This is a genomic window from Shimia thalassica (assembly GCF_001458215.1).
Lineage (GTDB): Bacteria > Pseudomonadota > Alphaproteobacteria > Rhodobacterales > Rhodobacteraceae > Shimia > Shimia thalassica.
In genome coordinates this window covers 1,267,540-1,286,090 of sequence record NZ_CYTW01000001.1, presented here as the reverse complement: position 1 = coordinate 1,286,090, position 18,551 = coordinate 1,267,540, and the positions used below count along the sequence as shown (strand labels likewise).

Genomic DNA, 18,551 nt, shown 5'->3' with positions numbered 1-18,551 from the left:
TTGGCGTCAGCCTCCTGGCGCTTCCGGCCGTTAAAAGCAAAACACCCTCTTGGCCTCAATGCTACGGCTCGCTATCAAGATAGTCCGCACATCAAAGGACCGCGCCTTGACCGACACCTCTGCCCGTATCGCCCGTATCATCGCCTCTGAAATTTCGGCTGCACCAACGCAGGTTTCGTCTGCCGTTACGTTGCTGGATGGTGGCGCCACAGTGCCTTTTGTGGCGCGGTACCGCAAAGAAGCCACGGGCGGGCTGGACGATACCCAATTGCGCACATTGGCAGACCGGCTGTCCTATCTGCGCGAACTGGAAACGCGCCGCGAAGCGATCACCCAGTCGATCAAGGATCAGGGCAAGATGACGGATGCTCTTGCCCGCGCCATCACGGCCGCCGACACGAAATCAACACTGGAAGACATCTATCTGCCCTATAAGCCCAAGCGGCGCACCAAGGCGATGATTGCCCGTGAAAACGGGTTGGAACCGCTGCTTCGGGCCATTCTGGACAATCGGAATACGGCCCCTGAAACCCTTGCTGAAACCTATGTCACCGAGGCGGTCGCCACATCCAAGGATGCGCTGAATGGCGCACGTGATATCCTTGTTGAAGAGCTGAGTGAAAATGCGACCTTGCTTGGTAATTTGCGCGACTTCATGCGCAAAGAGGCCTTTATCGGGTCTCGGGTTCTTCCGGACAAGGAACAGGTTGGCAGCAAATTCTCTGACTATTTCGACCACCGCGAAAAATGGGCCACAATCCCCTCGCACCGCGCCTTGGCCATTTTGCGCGCATCCAAGGAAGAAATCGTTTCGATTGATATTGCCCCGGATCCGGAAACAGGCGTTGCCCGCGCCGAAGGCATGATCGCGCTTGTGATTGGCATTCAGGGCGACGCCCCCGGCGATCAATGGCTGCGCAAGGCGGCCTCTTGGACGTGGCGGGTCAAGCTGAGCCTCAGCATGTATCTTGATCTGATGACCGAGCTGCGCCGACGCGCCCACGAAGAAGCGATTTCCGTCTTTTCACGCAATCTCAAAGACCTGCTTTTGGCCGCACCGGCAGGCAACAAGGCGACCATTGGACTTGACCCCGGCATCCGGACCGGCGTGAAGGTCGCCGTGGTAGAAGCGACAGGCAAGGTCGTCGACACCGCCACGATTTATCCGTTTCAGCCAAAGAATGACCTGCGCGGTGCCGAAGCGACCCTTATCGCGCTGATGAAAAAACACGATGTCGATCTGATTGCGATTGGAAACGGCACCGCCAGCCGTGAAACCGAACGTATGGTGGGTGACATTCTCAAGTTGCTGCCTGCAGCCATCAAACGCCCCACAAAGGTGATCGTTTCGGAAGCCGGCGCATCTGTCTATTCGGCGTCGGAACTGGCCGCGGCAGAGTTCCCCGACCTCGACGTGTCGTTGCGCGGTGCTGTCTCGATCGCCCGCCGCCTTCAGGATCCTCTTGCAGAACTTGTGAAAATCGAACCGAAATCCATTGGCGTTGGACAATACCAGCATGATGTGGATCAGCGCCGCCTCTCGCAGACGTTGGAAGCAGTCGTCGAAGATGCCGTGAACGCCGTCGGGGTTGATCTCAATATGGCCTCTGCGCCTTTGCTGTCGCATGTCGCGGGGCTTGGCCCGTCGCTGGCACAGGCGATTGTCACCCACCGCGATATCCACGGGGCATTCGGGTCTCGCAAGTCCCTGCTCAAAGTGTCAGGCCTTGGGCCAAAAGCGTTTGAGCAATGCGCGGGCTTCCTGCGCATTCGCGATGGGGAAGAGGCGCTTGATGCATCTTCTGTCCACCCCGAAGCGTACGGCGTTGCACGTCGCATCGTCGACGCATGTGGCCGTGATCTGCGTGATATTATGGGCGATGAAGGCGCGCTCAAACGTCTGCGTGCCGAAGACTTTGTCGACGACAGCTTTGGTTTGCCCACCGTGCGCGATATTCTTTCAGAGCTGGAAAAGCCCGGCCGTGACCCGCGCCCAAGTTTTAAGACTGCCAGTTTCACAGATGGTGTCGAGCAAATTTCGGATCTGAAATCCGGTATGTTGCTGGAAGGCACGGTGACAAACGTTGCGGCCTTTGGGGCCTTTGTTGATGTCGGCGTACATCAGGACGGGCTTGTCCATATCAGCCAACTTGCCGACAAATATGTCAGCGACCCGCATGAAGTGGTCAAGGCGGGTGATGTTGTCAAAGTGCGGGTTACAGAAGTCGACATCCCGCGCAAACGTATTGGTCTGAGCATGCGCAAAGATGGCGGCGCGGGCGCAAAATCCGCTTCGCCAAAACCCGAACGTCAAAATCGGGGAAAAGCGCCTGCCAGACGGTCCGGTCCCCCTGCCAAACAGGCCTCGCAAAAGCCCGCACAAGCCGACAATGGTGCGCTGGGTGCAGCCCTTCTGGATGCAATGCGTCGCAAGACCTGACCCTCTTTCGCGTCGGACGTGTCGTCGCAATGTGGCCTCTTGCGTTGAAAAACAACGCAGGCTGGCTGACAATGGCCCTGCTTTTAACGCGAACAGGAAAGCAAGAGACTTATTATGTCTGACCGTTACAACAGTGCTGTTGCAGCTATTGATGCTGCGAACTCCGCCGATCCACGCCTTGACGAAGACCATCCCGAAGCCTTGCTTTACGGGCAACGCATGAGTGAACAATGTGACCGCTTGTTTCCGGATGCCTCGGACGTCTTGAAACTCACCGCGCGTGCTCAACACATCGAGCGTTGGGTTCTCTTGCGCAAAGACTATCCCGAAGGGCGCATTGGATACCTGTCCTGGCGGCGTGATCTGGCGGACCACCATGCCAACCGCTTGGCAGAGATCATGGCTGAAGCAGGCTATGAAACCGCGGACATCGAACAGGCCGGTCGCATGCTGCGCAAGCAAGGCATCAAACGCGATGACAAGGTCCAAGCCCTTGAAGATGTGATTTGTTTCACGTTTATCACGTGGTACTTTGCGCCTTTCGCCGCAAAGCACACGCCTGAAAAAGTGCTCGATATTGTGACCAAGACCGCGCGCAAGATGTCAGCCGAGGCGCGTGAACGGGTTCTGAGCGAATTTGATCTTCCCGAAAACCTTGCCGAGGCCTTTCGCGCCTAACCTCTAGCTGGCGCTGCCCATATGGGCATCCACCAGCTTTTGAACACGTGGGGCAAAATGCGAAAACGGCGGTGTTTCCATGTCGTCGCGTTTGCCTGCCTCGTCCAGATACCGCACCTGAATGATTTCTTTCAGAAAAGGGTTCTGCTCAAATTCGGCAACTTCTTGAGGCGACATGGGGCCGCCCTGAAGGTTCAGCGAATGAACAGACGCATCTGACAGCCGTTTCAAATACTCTGGTTTGGTGGCGCATAAAAACCGCTTGGCCGCGACATGCTGGCGAACACATTCCGTGATGACCGGCGGGAAAAACCGGTCCAGAACCTCGGCCCCTGCATCTTCGTGAAACCGGTCTTCGGTATCATCCATGGTGAAGGTGCCGAATTCGCTGGTGAAATGCCCGATATCATGCAGCAAAGCGCCGACGATAATCTCGTCAGGCTGCCCGTTCTGTTCCGCGATTGTCGCGCCTTGCAGCATGTGTTCGGCCATTGTGACCGGCTCGCCCAGATATTCTTCGCCGCCGCGGCGGGTAAAAATATCATCGAGAAAGGCGACGATATTGCTGGCATCAAGTGATGATGGATCAGGCGCGCTCATTCTGCGGCTCCTTTGCTTTGATATGTTGCAGCGGCAAGTGTCGATAACAGGCCGTCTTTGTCCGCATAACACCCCTGAAGCCATCGGGACCCTTCCCCCGAATACCCGTGGCGTGCATGCAGCAAACGCGTGTTGTCAAACAGTACGCATTCTCCGGGGACCATTTTGAAGGCGACCTCCATCGACGCATCATCCACCAACTCTCCAAACCGTCGGTAGGCCGCATAATAGGCTTCCATTTTGTCAAACGGAACATCCACAATGGGGGCAGAGGATCGATTGTTAAACCGGATCGCAACAAGTTCCCCGTCTGGGGTCAGCTCGATCATGGGTTTGCGGGCGCGCAAGCAGACGCCTTCAGATCCTGCATATTCAAATCGTGCGCAATACTGCGTTAGCAACGCAAAACCATCAGGGTTTTCATCGCGCAGCGCTTGGGCCACGCGGAAGCCGTCGACAAGGATCGAGTCGCCACCTTCTGCAGAGTTTTCCAGACAATAGAGCAATTGCAGCGTCGGCACGGGATCGCGGTACGGGTTGTCCGTATGTCCCTGCAATCCCAACCCCGTATAGGCCAAATTGGTAGGATTTACCTCGGTGCGCACTTCAAACCATGTGCCATAGTTTGTTTCCCGCACGAAACCGAACAGTTTCACAACATCCAACAGAGCGCCGCTGGCCACCGGTCCTTCGGTGGCAATGGCGAACCCGAACTCAGACGCCGCTGCAAGCCACCCCGCCAAAGCCCCCGGATCGTTCTGCAAATCATGCAAAGGCTGTCGGGTGATCTGCCCATTGGAGGCATCCCAGACGCTCACCCCGTCTCGAACCCATCCCTGTTGCCGCGTGGCGAGATCACGGTCATAGGCGTGGCGGGCCAACCAGTCGACAGGATACACAACCGTCTTTCTTTCGGGTTGAAAGGTGACTGACACCCCCTCGCCCACTGTGGTCGCGTCTGACATTGTCGTGTTGGCCGGAATATCCGCCAAGGTCACCAGCCGTTGCCCATTGCCGGGATCGCGTGTTTCGGGATCCAGCGCATTATCGCGCAACCAGATCGCATGAAACCGCGCTGATCCCCCATCCGGCAATGCGATCCTGAGAACCGTTCCGTTGTTTTCCAAATCAGCTGTGTCACGCATCTGACTGTCTCCGCAAATATCATTGGCTTGAAGCATGACGAAAGGGGCTGCATAAAACCAGATGATACAAATGACACCTTAGGCTTAGAATTTCTTATGTCTGACAATCTTCGTAACAAAGGCCTGCCGCCGCTGGATTGGCTTCGTATCTTCGAAGCCGCCGCCCGATTGGGCGGGTTTAGCGCGGCCGCGCGAGAATTTGGACTAACGCAGGCCGCCGTGAGCCAACGCATTCGAAGTCTGGAAACCTGGCTGGCACGAGAGTTGTTCGTACGCTCAGCCCGCGGTGTCACCCTGACCTATGCCGGTGAAAGCTATTTACCAATCGTACAGGAATCTTTGGAAGCCCTTGAACGGGGTACGGAAGATCTGTTTGGCAAAGCGCCCCGCGAACTTCGAATTGCGGCTTTGTCTTCGCATCTGACAACCTTGGTCATGCCCTGTTTGTCAGAGTTGCAACACAAACATCCGGACGTTCGGTTCACAACGGATTCGGTGCCACAACGCAGCAACTTTGACGATGAAAAAACATGGCTGCATCTGCGTTATGGCCCTGGAAAATGGGCGGGGCGTGAAATGGCGCTGATCTGCACCGAAACGCTCTGTCTAATGACAAGCCCGAGCCTCATGCATATGCGCTGGCAAGACATGGCTTTGATTGAACTGCGAGGAGAGCGCCCGGGATGGCGCAGATGGGGTCGCAAGAACGATATGCCTGCTCCAAGGGCCGCCTCCATCAGCGTTGACTCGATGGAGCATGCGCTTGTTGCGGCTGCAAATGGCTTGGGGCTTGTCCTTGGATCGCAGGCGCTTGCCGCGCCCATGCTGAACAGTGGTCAGTTGGTCAAACTGGATCTACCAGCGCTTGCGACGAAAGACGGCTATTGGCTGACGTGGCCAGAAGACAAACTGACATCCAAGAAATCACGGGCGCTGGTACTGGCCCTGCGCGATGCGCTGAGCCAGCCCGTATCAGATGCGGATCATTCTGCAGCAACAGCCCCTTTGCCCTGAGGATGCACCTCATAACCTGGCTCTTCGGGCTCATCGTCCACCATTTCGGCAGGAAACCCCGGCGCAGTGATGTCGAGACCGGTTTTGTCCTCCAGACGTTTGATGATGTTGGGTGACAGCTCTCGAGGACCATATTTTTCGATCCCGTCTTTGAAGATTTCGATCATCAACGGGTTGATTTCCAAAGGAACGCCTGCGCGATCGGCGACCTCTTGAAACAGCCCGATGTCCTTCAGGACCAAATCCATCGTGAAAGAGATGTCGCGCGATCCGTTCAAAATCACCTGACTTTCGGTTTCATGCACAAAAGACGTGCCAGAACTGATCTTCATCGCCTCATAGGCCGTGTTGAGGTCCATACCCGCAGCTTTGGCCACCACAAGCGCCTCGCTACAGGTGATCAGGTTGGCTGTCGCCAGATAGTTGGTCAGCACCTTGAGTACGGATGCCGACCCCAACTCGCCCGTGTGCAGGACACGACGGCCCATTGTGGTCAAGAAGGGCAAAATCCGCGCGAACGTGGCGCGATCACACCCCGCAAAGATCGAGATGTTGCCCGTATCCGCGCGGTGACACCCGCCCGATACCGGACAATCAACGGCCGCCCCCCCCTTTTCGATGACCATCGCCCCAAGCCGTTTAACCTCGGCCTCGTCGGTCGTCGACATCTCCATCCAGATTTTGCCTTCTGTCACTTCGCCGATCATCTCCTGCATCACGGCGTCCGACGCCGCAGGGGATGGCAGACAGGTGATTACGGCATCGCAATCCCGCATCAGCTGAGCCGGTCCTTCGGCGGCCTTGGCGCCTTTTTCGACACATGCCGCAACAAGATCTGCATTCAGATCGTGAACCGTGAGGTCAATCCCGTTCCGCAAAAGCGATCCCGACAGTTTGCCGCCGACATTGCCCAATCCGATAAAGCCTACTTTCATGCCTGTTCTCCTGAAATTGGCATCCTTTTCATGCGCGAATTAGGAAATGTTGGCAGCCAAAAGTAAAACGAGTAATATTGACCGTCATACCCAAATAATTTTGGTGCTACTGTGGAAAAACTTCCCAATCTGGTCTGGATACGATCCTTTGATGCTGCGGCTCGACATCTCAACTTCACTGCCGCGGCGGATGAGCTGGGCATCACGCAAACCGCTGTGAGTCTGCATATCCGCTCGCTCGAGGCGGATTTGAGGTGCCAGTTGTTCACGCGTGCCGCACGCAAGCTGACATTAACAGAAATGGGACAGGCCTATTCCATGACATTGCGGCGTGCGCTTGCGGACATCGCTCTTTCGACAAACAGCCTGTTCGGAGCGGGTGCAACCCAAGGGTTGACGGTGCGTGTTCCGATCTCGACGGCGGCGCTCTGGCTGGTGCAACGGCTTCCGGAATTCAAGGCGCGGCATCCCGGCATTTCCATCCGGTTGGTATCAAATATCTGGGCGGAATCCGCAGGTCAGGATGATGTCGATGTGGAATTGCGGCTGGGCAAAGGCCATTGGCAAAACAGCGCCTCGCGCCGTATTTCCCAAGAGGCCATGGTGCCGATTGCCTCGTCCCGGCAACCCGTAGACCTAAGCGCACAAACGTTGCACAACGGGCCGCTCATCCAAATTCTGGGGTACGAGGACATGTGGGGCAGCTATCTTGGCGCCTTTGGAAAAACGGCTGCCCCCGCGGCTTTGGCCTATGCTGTAGACACAACCGTGGCCGCCGTTGGTATCGTCGCGGGTGGGGGCGGCCATGCCGTGATCCTTGAACGGTTTGCAAGGCGCGCCATCAAAGATGGGCAACCGATTGAGATCGTGGGCGACGCGGTGCCCCTGGATCAAGCCCACTATATTCTGGGGCATCCAGGCAAACCCAGCAGCGCCAAAGCCAAAGAAGTTTTCGAAGCGTGGCTCGAAGAGATCTTTGGCAATGACGCGGTGGATGGTTAAATTCCCAAAACCGGTTGCAACATACGCGGAACAAAGGCGTTAAACTTCAGCCTTGCATCCGTTGCAGCAAGACAAATACAGGTTTCACCTTCCAGAGCCATGGGAGTGTGCTCGAGATGCTCGTCCGCGACCTCAAGATCGCCCACACCAAAATGACCCGTCTCGTCCGAAAAGGCACCTTTTAAAACAAGCGTGAGTTCCAGACCACGGTGACCGTGGTCGGGCACAGCCTGTCCCGGGGGGATCGACAAAAGCCGCACGGATTGGTTTTTGCTGCGTTGCAACACGCATTGACCAATCCCCATGCCAAGACTGCGCCAGACCGGTGGCTTGCCTCCGAGGGCTTCGACAACGGGTCCCGGCAATGGTCCCTGACGCGCAAAGGTTCGGGGTGCCTCGAACGGTGCATCCAAAGCGCCGAGCACATTGTCCAGAAGATCGGCAGACACAGGCGCCGGCTTGGTCGCCTCAAGAAGGCCTCCGCCAACGGCTTCGTGCGTTTCAAGACGGGCGCGACAGTCTTTGCACAGGGATATGTGACTGGCCACGATCAGAGAAAACGCATAGCTCAGGGACCCTGACACATAAGACGCGAGAATGTCTTCGGGGATATGATGACGAATTGAAGTCATGATGCGGTGTTGGCTTTCATTTCATGGCGGAGACGTTCCATCCCCAACCGAATACGTGATTTGATTGTCCCGAGTGGCAAACCTGTCTCAGCTTGAATATCGCTGTGGCTAAGTTCCCCAAGGTAGGCCTTTTCGACCAATTCTCTTTGTTCCGGACGCAGACGCATCAAGGCGCTGCGCAGTTTTTCTGTTTCCATTTCCAGCGCAACAATCTGGCTGGCATCCTCGGCAGGCTGATCTTCTATCTTCAACTCTTCGGGAAGGGGTCTGTTTTCACGGCGCAACACATCAATGTGCCGGTTGCGCGCGATGCGATAGATCCATGACGTCGCTTGGGCACGGTGCGGATCAAATAGATGCGCCTTGCGCCAGACATTCAGCATGGTGTCTTGAATGATATCTTCCGCACGTGCCGCCGACAGGCCGGATTTGATGAACATGCCCTTCAGACGCGGCGCAAAATAGTCAAACAGGTTTACAAATGCCTGACGGTCCTGCCTATCGCGCACGGCCATGAGCCAGAGCGTCTGCTCGGACACTGCGTCCAGACCCGTCTCTGGCTTAAGCGGGCTGCGTCGCGCGGCGGGCACGGTTCGCGCCTCAGTTGGGTGTGTCGTTGTGGTCAACATGCTTCTTTTACGCAGGCCAGCACACATTGGATCACAAAAATCTTCGGCTTTTTTCATGGCAATCAAAACAGCCGAAAAAATAATTGCGAAATTATTCCCGCCGCAAGTGATCCGTTTTCGACGAGGGCGCGTATCCCTTTCAAAACAGAAGGAGTTTCCATGTCGTTTGATGCCCCGTTCCCGACCCGACAAAAGATCGCCATTATCGGCGGCGGAATTTCGGGCCTTGCTTCAGCCTATCTGCTGTCACCACAGCATGATGTAACTGTGTTCGAGGCAGAGCCGCGCTTTGGTGGACACGCACGCACTGTGCACGCGGGGCTTGATGGAAACAGGCCTGTTGATACCGGATTTATCGTTTTCAACTACGTCAACTATCCGCACTTAACATCGATGTTTCGCGACCTTGATGTACCCCTCGCGAAAAGTGACATGACCTTTGGCGTCTCGGCAGATGACGGAGCTCTGGAGTATGCCCTTTACAGCATCAACGCGCTGACCGCGCAGCGGCGCAATCTGATGCGGCCGGAATTTTACCGGATGGTACGCGATATCATGACGTTCAATGCGCGCGCAGAGGAAGTGGCCAAATCCGATGATGTGACCATCGCAGATCTGGTCAAAGAACTGCGCCTGGGGGACTGGTTCGAACGGTTTTATCTGCTGCCCATCTGTGGCGCGATCTGGTCGACCCCGACCGAGGGCGTTCGCGATTTTCCCGCCCGCACGCTGGTGCGTTTCTTTGCCAACCATTCTCTTTTGTCGCGCAAACAGCACCAATGGTGGACCGTTAAAGGGGGCAGCATCGAGTACGTTCGCCGCCTCACAGCGCGTCTTGAAACCTTGGGGTGCCGGATGCGCGACGATACGCCGGTTCAGACGGTGATCCGTGACGGGTTCGGGGCCACGATCCAGACAGAACGGTTTGGGGCCGAGCGGTTTGATCAGGTTATCTTTGGCTGTCATCCGGATCAGGCGTTGCGCCTTTTGGCCCAGCCGACCGCTGACGAGAAACAGGCCTTGGGCGATGTTCGCTTTCAGGACAACGAAGTCATCCTGCACCGCGACATGGACCAGATGCCGGCACGCCGCGCCTGTTGGAGCAGCTGGGTCTATCGCACGTCCGGCAGCCCCCAGAACCCTGCCGTTGGCGTGACCTACTGGATGAACCGCCTTCAGAATATCCCGGAAAGCGATCCGATGTTCATTTCCCTGAACCCGACGAAAACCGTTCGGGATGACATGATTTATGACGTGAACACCTTCCGTCATCCGATATTTGATCGGGCCGCGATGCGCGCCCAGACCAAAATCGCCAGCATGCAAGGCGCCAACGCCACATGGTTCACCGGCGCTTGGTTGCGCAACGGCTTTCACGAAGATGGATTTGCCAGCGCCGCCCGTGTGGCACGCGGAATGGATGCCCTCAAAACCCGCATCGCCGCATGACTTTCTGGCCGGAACATATCGCGGGTACGACAACCCACATTCGCAAGGGCGCGGTCGGGCATCGGTTCACCTATGGCATCGACTATGTGCTGATCGACCCGACCGAGCGTCAGGGCCCCGCCCTGTTTTCGCGCAACCGGTTCAACCTTGCCTCTGTTCATGACCGCAACCACGGCGGAACCCGAGGCGACGGCAGAGGCCTTGCCTGGGCCGTCGAGGTGTTCACCAAGGCAGGCCTTGCCATAGACGGTGACAAGCAGGTTTTGCTGCTGACACAACCCACGGTCCTCGGGCATGTTTTCAATCCGGTCAGCTTCTGGATCGCGATGCAGAACCAAGACGTTCTGGCCGTGATTGCCGAAGTGAACAACACCTTTGGAGACAGGCACAGCTATCTTTGTCACTTGCCCGATTTTGCCCCCCTCACACCAGAGGACCAGATCGAGGCACAAAAGGTGTTTCACGTCTCGCCCTTCCAGAAGGTTGCGGGCACCTACAGCTTTCGTTTTGATATCCGACCCTCAAAAATCGCGATCCACATCAAACACGGAAACGGGTCGGAAGGGGTCATTGCAACCCTTTCGGGCAAGCGGACGCGCCTTGGAAATCTCGGGCTGCTGTGGTCCGGAATACGTCGCCCCGCATGGGCCATTCGCATTCTTGCCCTGATCCACTGGCAAGCTCTTATCCTGAAACTGAAAGGCGCGCCGTTTACGCCCCGCCCCACCCCGCCAAAGCAAGAGGTCAGCTCATGAAATTCATTACCAAACACTTGAAGCACGATTTCCTTAACACGTGTGAAGGGTTGCGCCATGGAAGCTTGCGGGTGCTGACACCGGAAGGCGAAATTCACGACTTTGGCACCGGATCGCCGCAAGCCGAGTTGCAGATCAACGACTGGTCCGCGATCACGGCCATCGCGGCCCGTGGAGATGTCGGCTTTGGCGAGACCTATGTGGCCGGTCTCTGGGATTCCCCATCGATCGAAACCCTGATCACTGTGGCGCTCAAGAACCGCGATGCATTGGGCACCTTCGCACGTCCCGGCCTGCTTAACACTCTGAAATTCCGCGCGGTTGACCGTATCCTGCGAGGCAACTCGGTACGTGGATCATCGCGCAATATCCGGTCCCATTACGATGTGGGCAACGAGTTTTACCAACTTTGGCTCGACTCGGGCATGACCTATTCGTCAGCCCTGTTTGCAAAAGGGGACAATGATCTCGAACGGGCACAAAACCGCAAATACGACCGTATTCTGGATCGCTTGGGCGACGGCGAAGGCGTTCTTGAAATCGGATGCGGCTGGGGCGGGTTCGCGGAACGCGCTGCCGAACAGGGCCGTCATGTGACAGGTATTACAATTTCGCCAAGCCAGAAAGGTTACGCGGATGCACGCCTTGACGGGCGGGCCGACATCCGTTTGCAAGACTATCGCAAAACCGATGGCACGTTCGACAACATCGTCAGCATCGAAATGATCGAAGCGGTCGGCGAGAAGTACTGGCCCACCTATTTCGGCATGCTGAAAGAACGCCTTGCTCAAAACGGGCGCGCCGTCATTCAGGCGATCACCGTTGAAGATTCCTACTTCGAGACTTACCGGCGCAACTCTGACTATATACGCCAATACACCTTCCCCGGTGGGATGCTTCTGTCCTCGCAACAAATACGGGATCAGGCTGCAAAATCGGGGCTGGTGGTCAAAGACAACTTTGCATTTGGCCAGGACTATGCGCGGACCTGCCGGATTTGGGCCGAACGGCTGAATGCCATGGCCCCGAAAATCGCGGGCTTGGGGCATGACTCGTCCTTTCAGCGAAACTGGAAATACTATCTTGAGCTCTGTGCGGGCACATTTGCCGTCGGCCAGACCGATGTGGTGCAAGTGGAATTGGCTCATGCGTAAAGGGCTCCTGATCGCAGCGCTTGCACTCGCACTTCCCACGCTGGGACATGCGCGGCCCGATCTCGAGCGGGCCGGTCTGGGGGAAGCTGAACGTCTGGGCGAGGCGACCATTCGTTGGCTCGGCGTGCCCATTTACGAGGCGGCTGTATTCACGCCCAAAGCGCAGGCTTTTGAATGGAACGCGCCGATGGCGCTTGAACTGACGTACCGCCGTGGTTTTGCAAAGGGCCAACTGTTAGAGGCCACGATGAAAGAGATCATCCGCGTCGAAGGCACGCGCAATGACACGCCGGCACTTCAAACCGCGCTGGCTGACTGTTACCGCGAGGTCAAACCCGGTGATCGCGTGGTCGCGGTGTCGACTTCTCCGAACAGGCTGAGCCTCTATCAAAACAGCATCAGGCTGTGTGATCTCGGCTTTCAGAACATCCAGAAAAGGTTCCTTGGAATCTGGTTGTCCGGCGACAGCCGGATTGCCCGCCTTGGACCGAGGTTGAAGGGACAGTAATGTACCCGCGCGTCGCCCTTTTTTCGATGATGTTGGCTGCGGCCAGCCTGCCGCTCTATATCCACTTGCCGCGATTTGCCACAACAGAACTGGGTCTGAGCCTTTCGGTTGTGGGCACGTTGCTCATTGGTTTGCGCGTGATGGATTTCGTGCAGGACCCGCTGCTCGGGTGGTTTGTAGACCGGTTTCCTTCTGCAAATGCGACGTTTGCAGCCCTCGCGACATTGGGCATGGGAACGGGCTTCTTGTTGTTGTTCTCGGTGCCTCCGCTGATCCAGCCTGTGCTTTGGGTCAGCCTCACCCTGATCTTACTTTTCACCTCCTACAGTCTTGGCGCGATCCTGTTTTACAGCCAAAGCACCGCCCTGGCGCAAAACGATGGATCGATGATCCGGCTTGCAGGGTTTCGCGAGGCTGGCGCTTTGATCGGCGTTATTCTGGCGGCGCTGGCCCCGATCATCTTTGCGGCGCTCACCGGCACCAGCGGATATGCTGCATTTGGCGTTTCCCTTGCGGTGCTTTGCATGATCGTCTGGCACATGGCACGCCCGCTTTGGACCAGTGCCAGCACCAAGGCAGGCAAGCTGACGTTTTCGGGCCTGCGCCAATCGGGCAGCAGCTATCTTTTGCTTCTCGCGCTGGTGAACGCCTTGCCGGTTGCGATGACGTCGACCCTGTTCCTGTTCTTTGTTGAAGACCGACTGAACCTGACCGGAATGTCAGGCGCGTTTCTGGTGCTGTTTTTTGTGTCGGCGGGCCTGTCTGTTCCGGTCTGGACACATCTGTGTGGTCGATTTGGTGTGCGGCAGGTTCTTTTGCCTGCGATGGCGTTGGCAATCCTGTGCTTTTTCTGGGCGGCCCTGCTTCAATCAGGGGATGCTTTTGCGTTTGCTTTGGTGTGCATCGGATCAGGTGCCGCACTCGGGGCCGATATGGTCATCCTGCCCGTCCTGTTTTCATCCACGCTGGAACGCGCGGGTCTTCAGGCGGGACAGGCATTTGGTCTTTGGTTTTTCGCTGGCAAGCTCGCCCTTGCTTTGGCCGCTGCAACCTTGTTGCCGCTGCTTGATCTGGCCGGATTTCAACCCGGCTCAAACAACTCGGTTCAAGCGCTCAATGCGCTTGGCTTCGCCTATGCCGTGGTGCCCTGCCTTGTGAAATTTGTCGCCATTGCCCTTGTTCTTCGTATGCCCAAAGAGGTCTCGTACCCATGAAACTGTTTCTTATTATCCTATTGGTTCTGCTGGCATTATCCATCCTGCGCCCGGGGTTCGGCTTTAAAAGCCAACGCCCGTCTCACTATGGTGGGACCGCGCCGGAATTTGACATGAAAACCCATCTTAGCGGCCCGATCATCTCTGAGGGTATGATCCATGATCTGCGCGGGCGCATGGTCTCGAGATTTGTGGCCGAGATGCATGGAACCTGGGATGGAAACACGGGCACGCTGGCCGAAAACTTCACCTATGCCAATGGGGGCACCCAACAACGATTGTGGAACCTGACCTTGAAAGAAGACGGCCATTTTACGGCCACCGCCGATGATATTATCGGCCTTGCCAAAGGACAGGTTTCCGGCGCAACCCTATCGATGACCTATCGCATCCGGCTTCCCGAAAATGCAGGCGGTCATGTTCTGGACGTGACCGACTGGTTGTATCTGATGGAGAACGGCACGTTGCTCAACCGTTCGGAATTACGCAAATTCGGCATCAAAGTGGCCGAATTGACCGCCACAATGCGCCCTGCTGGAAACTGATATGTTCGAAGGCAAAACCTGGTGGATTGTTGGCGCAAGCGAAGGTTTGGGGCGGGCTTTGGCGCTTCACCTCGACGGGTTGGGGGCCGAACTCATTGTGTCTGCCCGAAATGCCCAACGCCTTGAAACCTTGACGCAAGACCTTTCAAATGCAACCGCCGTTGTAATGGATGTGTCCTCGTCTAAAGACGTCGCCACGGCCACTACCCAGCTGGGCGAGGTCGACGGCATGATTTATTGCGTGGGTCAGTATGATCCGATGTCGGCGCTGAACTGGAACGCAGACAGCGCTGAAGCCATGGCCGACAGCAACTTCATGGGCGCGCTCAGGGTTCTGGGCCGCCTTGTTCCCAACATGAAGCGGCGAGACTCTGGCACGATCGTGCTTATCGGGTCTTTGGCGGGCTATTCGGGGTTGCCCGGTGCCATCGGGTATGGCGCATCCAAGGCCGCGTTGATGCACCTTGGGGAAAACCTCGAGGCCGATTTTCGCAAAACCAACTTGCGGGTCCGTGTCGTAAACCCCGGCTTCATCAAGACGCGGCTGACGGAAAAGAACACGTTTGACATGCCCTTTCTGCAATCACCCGAACAGGCCGCAGAACATGTCGTCAAAGCCATACGCAGGCGCAGGGTTTCTACGGCTTTCCCTGCCCCGTTTTCGTGGCTGTTTCGCTTTGGACGCTATCTGCCGCGCCGCCTTTTTCTGCGCATCGTTTCGCCCAAGACCTAAGCGTCACTCACCGCGCGGGAACCTCTGGTTTTCTTCAACATCGTTGAGGTCCATGTGATTGCGCATGTACCGCTCGGACGCCTGTTGCAAGGGTTGATAATCCCAAGGAAAATATCCGCCCTGCCGCAAGGCTTCGTAGACCACCCACCGGCGCGCCTGACTTTCACGGACGTCGGCATCGAACCGTTCAAGGTCCCACCGTGCCTCTGATTTTGCGCGAAGCGTTTGCAACGTGCCTTGATGCGCGTCCACGGTCGCGAGGTTGGTCAGCTCGTGAGGGTCGTTTTCAAGGTCGAATAATTGCTCCTCATCCAGAAGACAGCGATTGTATTTCCATTTTCCATAGCGCAGCGACACCATCGGCGCGTAAGAGGCTTCGGCGGCGTATTCCATCGCGACAGGGCTGGTGCGTTCGCCTCCCTGCCCCAAATGCACAAGGCTTTCGCCGCTGGTCCACGGCATCACCTCTTCCATGCTCACCCCCGCCAGATCGCACAGTGTTGGACAGACATCGATGTTACTGACCGGCGTCGTGACAAGACCCGGTGCCATTTGCGGGGCACACACCATCAAGGGCACACGCGCAGATCCCTCATAGAAAGACATTTTGAACCACAGACCTCGTTCCCCCAACATGTCGCCATGATCGCTGACGAAAAGAATGATGGCTTCCTGCCGTGTGCTTTCCAATGCTTCCAGCACCTCGCCGATCTTGTCATCAAGATACGAGATATTCGCGAAATAGGCCTGTCGGGATTTACGGATATCGTCGTTTGTAATCTCAAAAGAGCGCCAGTCGTTGGCGTCAAAAATCCGCTTTGAATGCGTGTCCTGATCTTCATAAGGAATGGCGGGGACCGTTGGCTGAAGATGTTCACACTCTTCATAAAGATCCCAGTATTTGCGCCGCGCCACATAAGGATCATGGGGATGGGTAAAACTCACCGTGAGACACCACGGGCGTTCATCTTTCCCGCGCGCCAGATCATAAACCTTGCGCGTCGCGTGATAGGCCACTTCGTCATCGAACTCCATCTGGTTGGAAATCTCGGCAACACCGGCGCCCGTTACAGAGCCCATATTGTGATACCACCATTCGATCCGCTCGCCCGGTTTGCGATAGTCCGGCGTCCAGCCAAAATCTGGCGGGTAAATATCAGTGGTCAGGCGTTCTTCGAAACCATGCAACTGATCCGGCCCGACGAAATGCATCTTTCCTGACAAACAGGTCTGGTAACCGGCCCGCCGCAAGTGGTGTGCATATGTCGGGATCGACGACGCAAACTCGGCCGCATTGTCATAGACACGGGTGGCACTGGGCAATTGCCCTGACATGAAGCTGGCCCGTCCCGGTGCACACAGGGGGCTTGCCGTATAGGCATTTTGAAACCGCGTGGATTGCGCGGCCAGTTTTTTGAGGTTCGGCGCATGTAACCAATCTGCCGGCCCATCGGGAAACAAGGTGCCGTTTAGCTGATCCACCATAAAAATCAGAATATTCGGTTTGTTCATTGCGTGTCTCCAAGCAGGGCATTCAGGGTCATCAAAACAGTTTCTGACGCTTTGGGATCAGGGCCGGCTCCTGTAAGCGCCGCTCTGAGGTAAACCCCGTCAATCAGCGCGCCCAGCGCGGCCGCGATTTCGTCGGCGCACGGGGTCAGGGTTTTCAGGTCAAACAGCAAATTTGATCGCAACCGGCGTTGGTATATGCGCATCAAATACGCCGCCTGATCATTGCTTTGGGCCAACCCGTAAAAGCTGAGCCATGCACTTGTCTTGCTGCGATCAAAAACATGATCGGCAAAGTTCGCATGCACCACCGCCTCAAGCCGTTCACGTGGCGTTTTCGCTTGATGTAAGCCCGCGCACATCTTCTGCGAAAACTCTGACAGGATTTGTTTCATGGCCGCCAGAAGCATCTGGTCTTTGCCGCCGAAATAGTGATGAGCCAAACCGCTGCTCATCCCTGCGCGGCGCGCAATTTGCGCTACGGTCACGTCCAGAGACCGTGCGGCCCCGATCTCAATAATCGCAGCATCAACAAGCGCGGCGCGGCGCAAGGGTTCCATTCCGGTTTTTGGCATTGATCCGTCCCAGGTCCATTTTCGACAGGATAATTTTTTATTGATTGATCAGTCAATCAATAAAAATACCAGACCGAAAATTCATACCCCCGCAGCGCAGGCTCAGCGTTTAAACTTTGGTGGCGTTGACAGTTGGCGTGACCTGCCGGCGTTTCAGAACCGCCTCTCGCCACGTGATAAAGCTGATCGAGCCGATGATAATCAATCCGCCGGCCACAACGTAGATGTCGACACTTTCAGCAAAGACCAGCCACCCAAGAAGCACCGCCCAGACCAATTGCAGAAAGGTCACGGGCTGGGTCACAGTGATCGGAGCCGCGGCAAAAGCAAGCGTCATCGTGAAATGCCCCGCAGTGGCGAAACAGGCCACACCAAACAGGATCAGCAGATCCCCCAAGGTTGGCGTGACCCAGACCGCAGCAGCAACAGGCGCCAGCCCGATTGTCACCGTGATCGACAACATCCCCACAACGACCACAGGGCTCACTTCATCGCTCATAACCTTTGCAATGAGATAACCGACGGCGAACATAACCGCCGTGAACAACATCGCCATATGACCCGAATTCACTTCGCGAAAACCGGGGCGCAGGATGATCAATGCCCCCACCAAAGCCACAACCACCGCAAGGATACGGCGTGTGGCCAGCTTTTCCCCTAAAAACAGGGCCGCCCCGATGGTCACATAGACCGGAGACAGATAGTTCATTGCAGTGACTTCCGCGATCGGGATTTGGGTCATGGCATAGAACCAGCAAATCACACCAAGCGTATGAACGACGCCCCGAAGGCCGAACAATCCCACCTGACGACGTGTGAGGCGGGCATTCAGAATGGGCCGGATCATGGGCAGCAAAAACACCAACCCCAGAAGATACCTCAGAAAAGCGGCCTCTGCGGCGGGTACACGGGGCCCAAGATATTTGACGAGCGCCGTCACAGCCACAAAACAAAGGCCTGTGATCAGCATCCAAAAAACACCCATGACGGGCCGTGTTGTATCGCTCTGGTTCATGCAGGCATTAACACCGCTT

19 protein-coding genes are annotated in these 18,551 nt (G+C 56.5%); 11 read left to right on the top strand and 8 right to left on the bottom strand.

From position 1 onward, the window contains the following. The first annotated feature begins 106 nt into the window (after window positions 1–106). Window positions 107–2,440 carry a Tex family protein gene (locus PH7735_RS05945; protein ID WP_145865269.1) on the top strand — a complete coding sequence of 778 codons (2,334 nt, stop codon included), beginning with the start codon at window positions 107–109 and terminating at the stop codon, window positions 2,438–2,440. A gap of 114 nt (window positions 2,441–2,554) precedes the next feature. Next, complete coding sequence (locus PH7735_RS05940) at window positions 2,555–3,118, top strand: DUF4202 domain-containing protein (RefSeq protein WP_058310364.1); 564 nt, start codon at window positions 2,555–2,557, stop codon at window positions 3,116–3,118. A gap of 3 nt (window positions 3,119–3,121) precedes the next feature. On the opposite strand, the gene tmpB is transcribed toward PH7735_RS05940, so the two are convergent. Further along, window positions 3,122–3,718 carry a (R)-1-hydroxy-2-trimethylaminoethylphosphonate oxygenase gene (gene tmpB, locus PH7735_RS05935; protein ID WP_058310363.1) on the bottom strand — a complete coding sequence of 199 codons (597 nt, stop codon included), beginning with the start codon at window positions 3,716–3,718 and terminating at the stop codon, window positions 3,122–3,124. Continuing rightward, window positions 3,715–4,863 carry a 2-trimethylaminoethylphosphonate dioxygenase gene (gene tmpA / locus PH7735_RS05930; protein WP_058310362.1) on the bottom strand — a complete coding sequence of 383 codons (1,149 nt, stop codon included), beginning with the start codon at window positions 4,861–4,863 and terminating at the stop codon, window positions 3,715–3,717. The genes tmpB and tmpA overlap by 4 nt, the downstream gene beginning before the upstream one ends. Before the next feature lie 96 nt (window positions 4,864–4,959). Here tmpA and PH7735_RS05925 point away from each other — a divergent pair, with 96 nt between their 5' ends. Continuing rightward, window positions 4,960–5,877, top strand: a complete 918-nt coding sequence (locus tag PH7735_RS05925; protein ID WP_058310361.1) for a LysR family transcriptional regulator — start codon at window positions 4,960–4,962, stop codon at window positions 5,875–5,877. Here PH7735_RS05925 and PH7735_RS05920 read toward each other — a convergent pair. Continuing rightward, on the bottom strand, window positions 5,847–6,812 hold the full coding sequence (locus tag PH7735_RS05920) for an NAD(P)-dependent oxidoreductase (RefSeq protein ID WP_058310360.1): 966 nt from the start codon (window positions 6,810–6,812) through the stop codon (window positions 5,847–5,849). The two genes, PH7735_RS05925 and PH7735_RS05920, sit on opposite strands and share 31 nt — an antisense overlap. Before the next feature lie 111 nt (window positions 6,813–6,923). Here PH7735_RS05920 and PH7735_RS05915 point away from each other — a divergent pair, with 111 nt between their 5' ends. Further along, window positions 6,924–7,814, top strand: a complete 891-nt coding sequence (locus PH7735_RS05915) for a LysR family transcriptional regulator (RefSeq protein WP_058310359.1) — start codon at window positions 6,924–6,926, stop codon at window positions 7,812–7,814. Here PH7735_RS05915 and PH7735_RS05910 read toward each other — a convergent pair. Together PH7735_RS05910 and PH7735_RS05905 are read right to left on the bottom strand one after the other, a co-directional pair. Continuing rightward, the gene (locus PH7735_RS05910) at window positions 7,811–8,446 is read right to left on the bottom strand and encodes a ChrR family anti-sigma-E factor (RefSeq protein WP_058310358.1); all 636 of its coding nucleotides are present in this window, start codon (window positions 8,444–8,446) and stop codon (window positions 7,811–7,813) included. The genes PH7735_RS05915 and PH7735_RS05910 overlap by 4 nt on opposite strands. Beyond that, window positions 8,443–9,075 carry a sigma-70 family RNA polymerase sigma factor gene (locus tag PH7735_RS05905; protein ID WP_058311163.1) on the bottom strand — a complete coding sequence of 211 codons (633 nt, stop codon included), beginning with the start codon at window positions 9,073–9,075 and terminating at the stop codon, window positions 8,443–8,445. The genes PH7735_RS05910 and PH7735_RS05905 overlap by 4 nt, the downstream gene beginning before the upstream one ends. Before the next feature lie 159 nt (window positions 9,076–9,234). Here PH7735_RS05905 and PH7735_RS05900 point away from each other — a divergent pair, with 159 nt between their 5' ends. From PH7735_RS05900 to PH7735_RS05870, 7 genes are read left to right on the top strand one after another with little or no spacing between them, the layout of a single operon-like run. After that, a complete protein-coding gene (locus PH7735_RS05900) occupies window positions 9,235–10,524 on the top strand; it encodes an NAD(P)/FAD-dependent oxidoreductase (RefSeq protein ID WP_058310357.1) in 1,290 nt (429 codons plus the stop codon). Then, complete coding sequence (locus PH7735_RS05895) at window positions 10,521–11,279, top strand: DUF1365 domain-containing protein (protein WP_058310356.1); 759 nt, start codon at window positions 10,521–10,523, stop codon at window positions 11,277–11,279. Before PH7735_RS05900 ends, PH7735_RS05895 begins: the two co-directional genes overlap by 4 nt. Then, entirely contained in the window at window positions 11,276–12,433 is a 1,158-nt protein-coding gene (locus PH7735_RS05890) for an SAM-dependent methyltransferase (protein WP_058310355.1), read from the top strand. Before PH7735_RS05895 ends, PH7735_RS05890 begins: the two co-directional genes overlap by 4 nt. Then, window positions 12,426–12,941: a hypothetical protein gene (locus tag PH7735_RS05885; protein WP_058310354.1), complete on the top strand. Its 516-nt coding sequence runs from the start codon at window positions 12,426–12,428 to the stop codon at window positions 12,939–12,941. The genes PH7735_RS05890 and PH7735_RS05885 overlap by 8 nt, the downstream gene beginning before the upstream one ends. Further along, window positions 12,941–14,155: an MFS transporter gene (locus PH7735_RS05880; protein WP_058310353.1), complete on the top strand. Its 1,215-nt coding sequence runs from the start codon at window positions 12,941–12,943 to the stop codon at window positions 14,153–14,155. The genes PH7735_RS05885 and PH7735_RS05880 overlap by 1 nt, the downstream gene beginning before the upstream one ends. Beyond that, window positions 14,152–14,700, top strand: a complete 549-nt coding sequence (locus PH7735_RS05875) for a DUF3833 domain-containing protein (protein WP_058310352.1) — start codon at window positions 14,152–14,154, stop codon at window positions 14,698–14,700. Before PH7735_RS05880 ends, PH7735_RS05875 begins: the two co-directional genes overlap by 4 nt. Before the next feature lies 1 nt (window position 14,701). Then, the gene (locus PH7735_RS05870; protein WP_058310351.1) at window positions 14,702–15,433 is read left to right on the top strand and encodes an SDR family NAD(P)-dependent oxidoreductase; all 732 of its coding nucleotides are present in this window, start codon (window positions 14,702–14,704) and stop codon (window positions 15,431–15,433) included. A gap of 3 nt (window positions 15,434–15,436) precedes the next feature. On the opposite strand, the gene betC is transcribed toward PH7735_RS05870, so the two are convergent. The 3 genes from betC to PH7735_RS05855 form a co-directional block, all read right to left on the bottom strand. Further along, a complete protein-coding gene (gene betC, locus PH7735_RS05865) occupies window positions 15,437–16,945 on the bottom strand; it encodes a choline-sulfatase (protein ID WP_058310350.1) in 1,509 nt (502 codons plus the stop codon). Continuing rightward, window positions 16,942–17,517 (bottom strand): choline-binding transcriptional repressor BetI, encoded by a 576-nt coding sequence (gene betI / locus PH7735_RS05860; protein ID WP_058310349.1) that lies wholly within the window; start codon window positions 17,515–17,517, stop codon window positions 16,942–16,944. Before betI ends, betC begins: the two co-directional genes overlap by 4 nt. Before the next feature lie 109 nt (window positions 17,518–17,626). Continuing rightward, on the bottom strand, window positions 17,627–18,532 hold the full coding sequence (locus PH7735_RS05855) for a DMT family transporter (protein WP_058310348.1): 906 nt from the start codon (window positions 18,530–18,532) through the stop codon (window positions 17,627–17,629). Window positions 18,533–18,551: the final 19 nt, after the last annotated feature.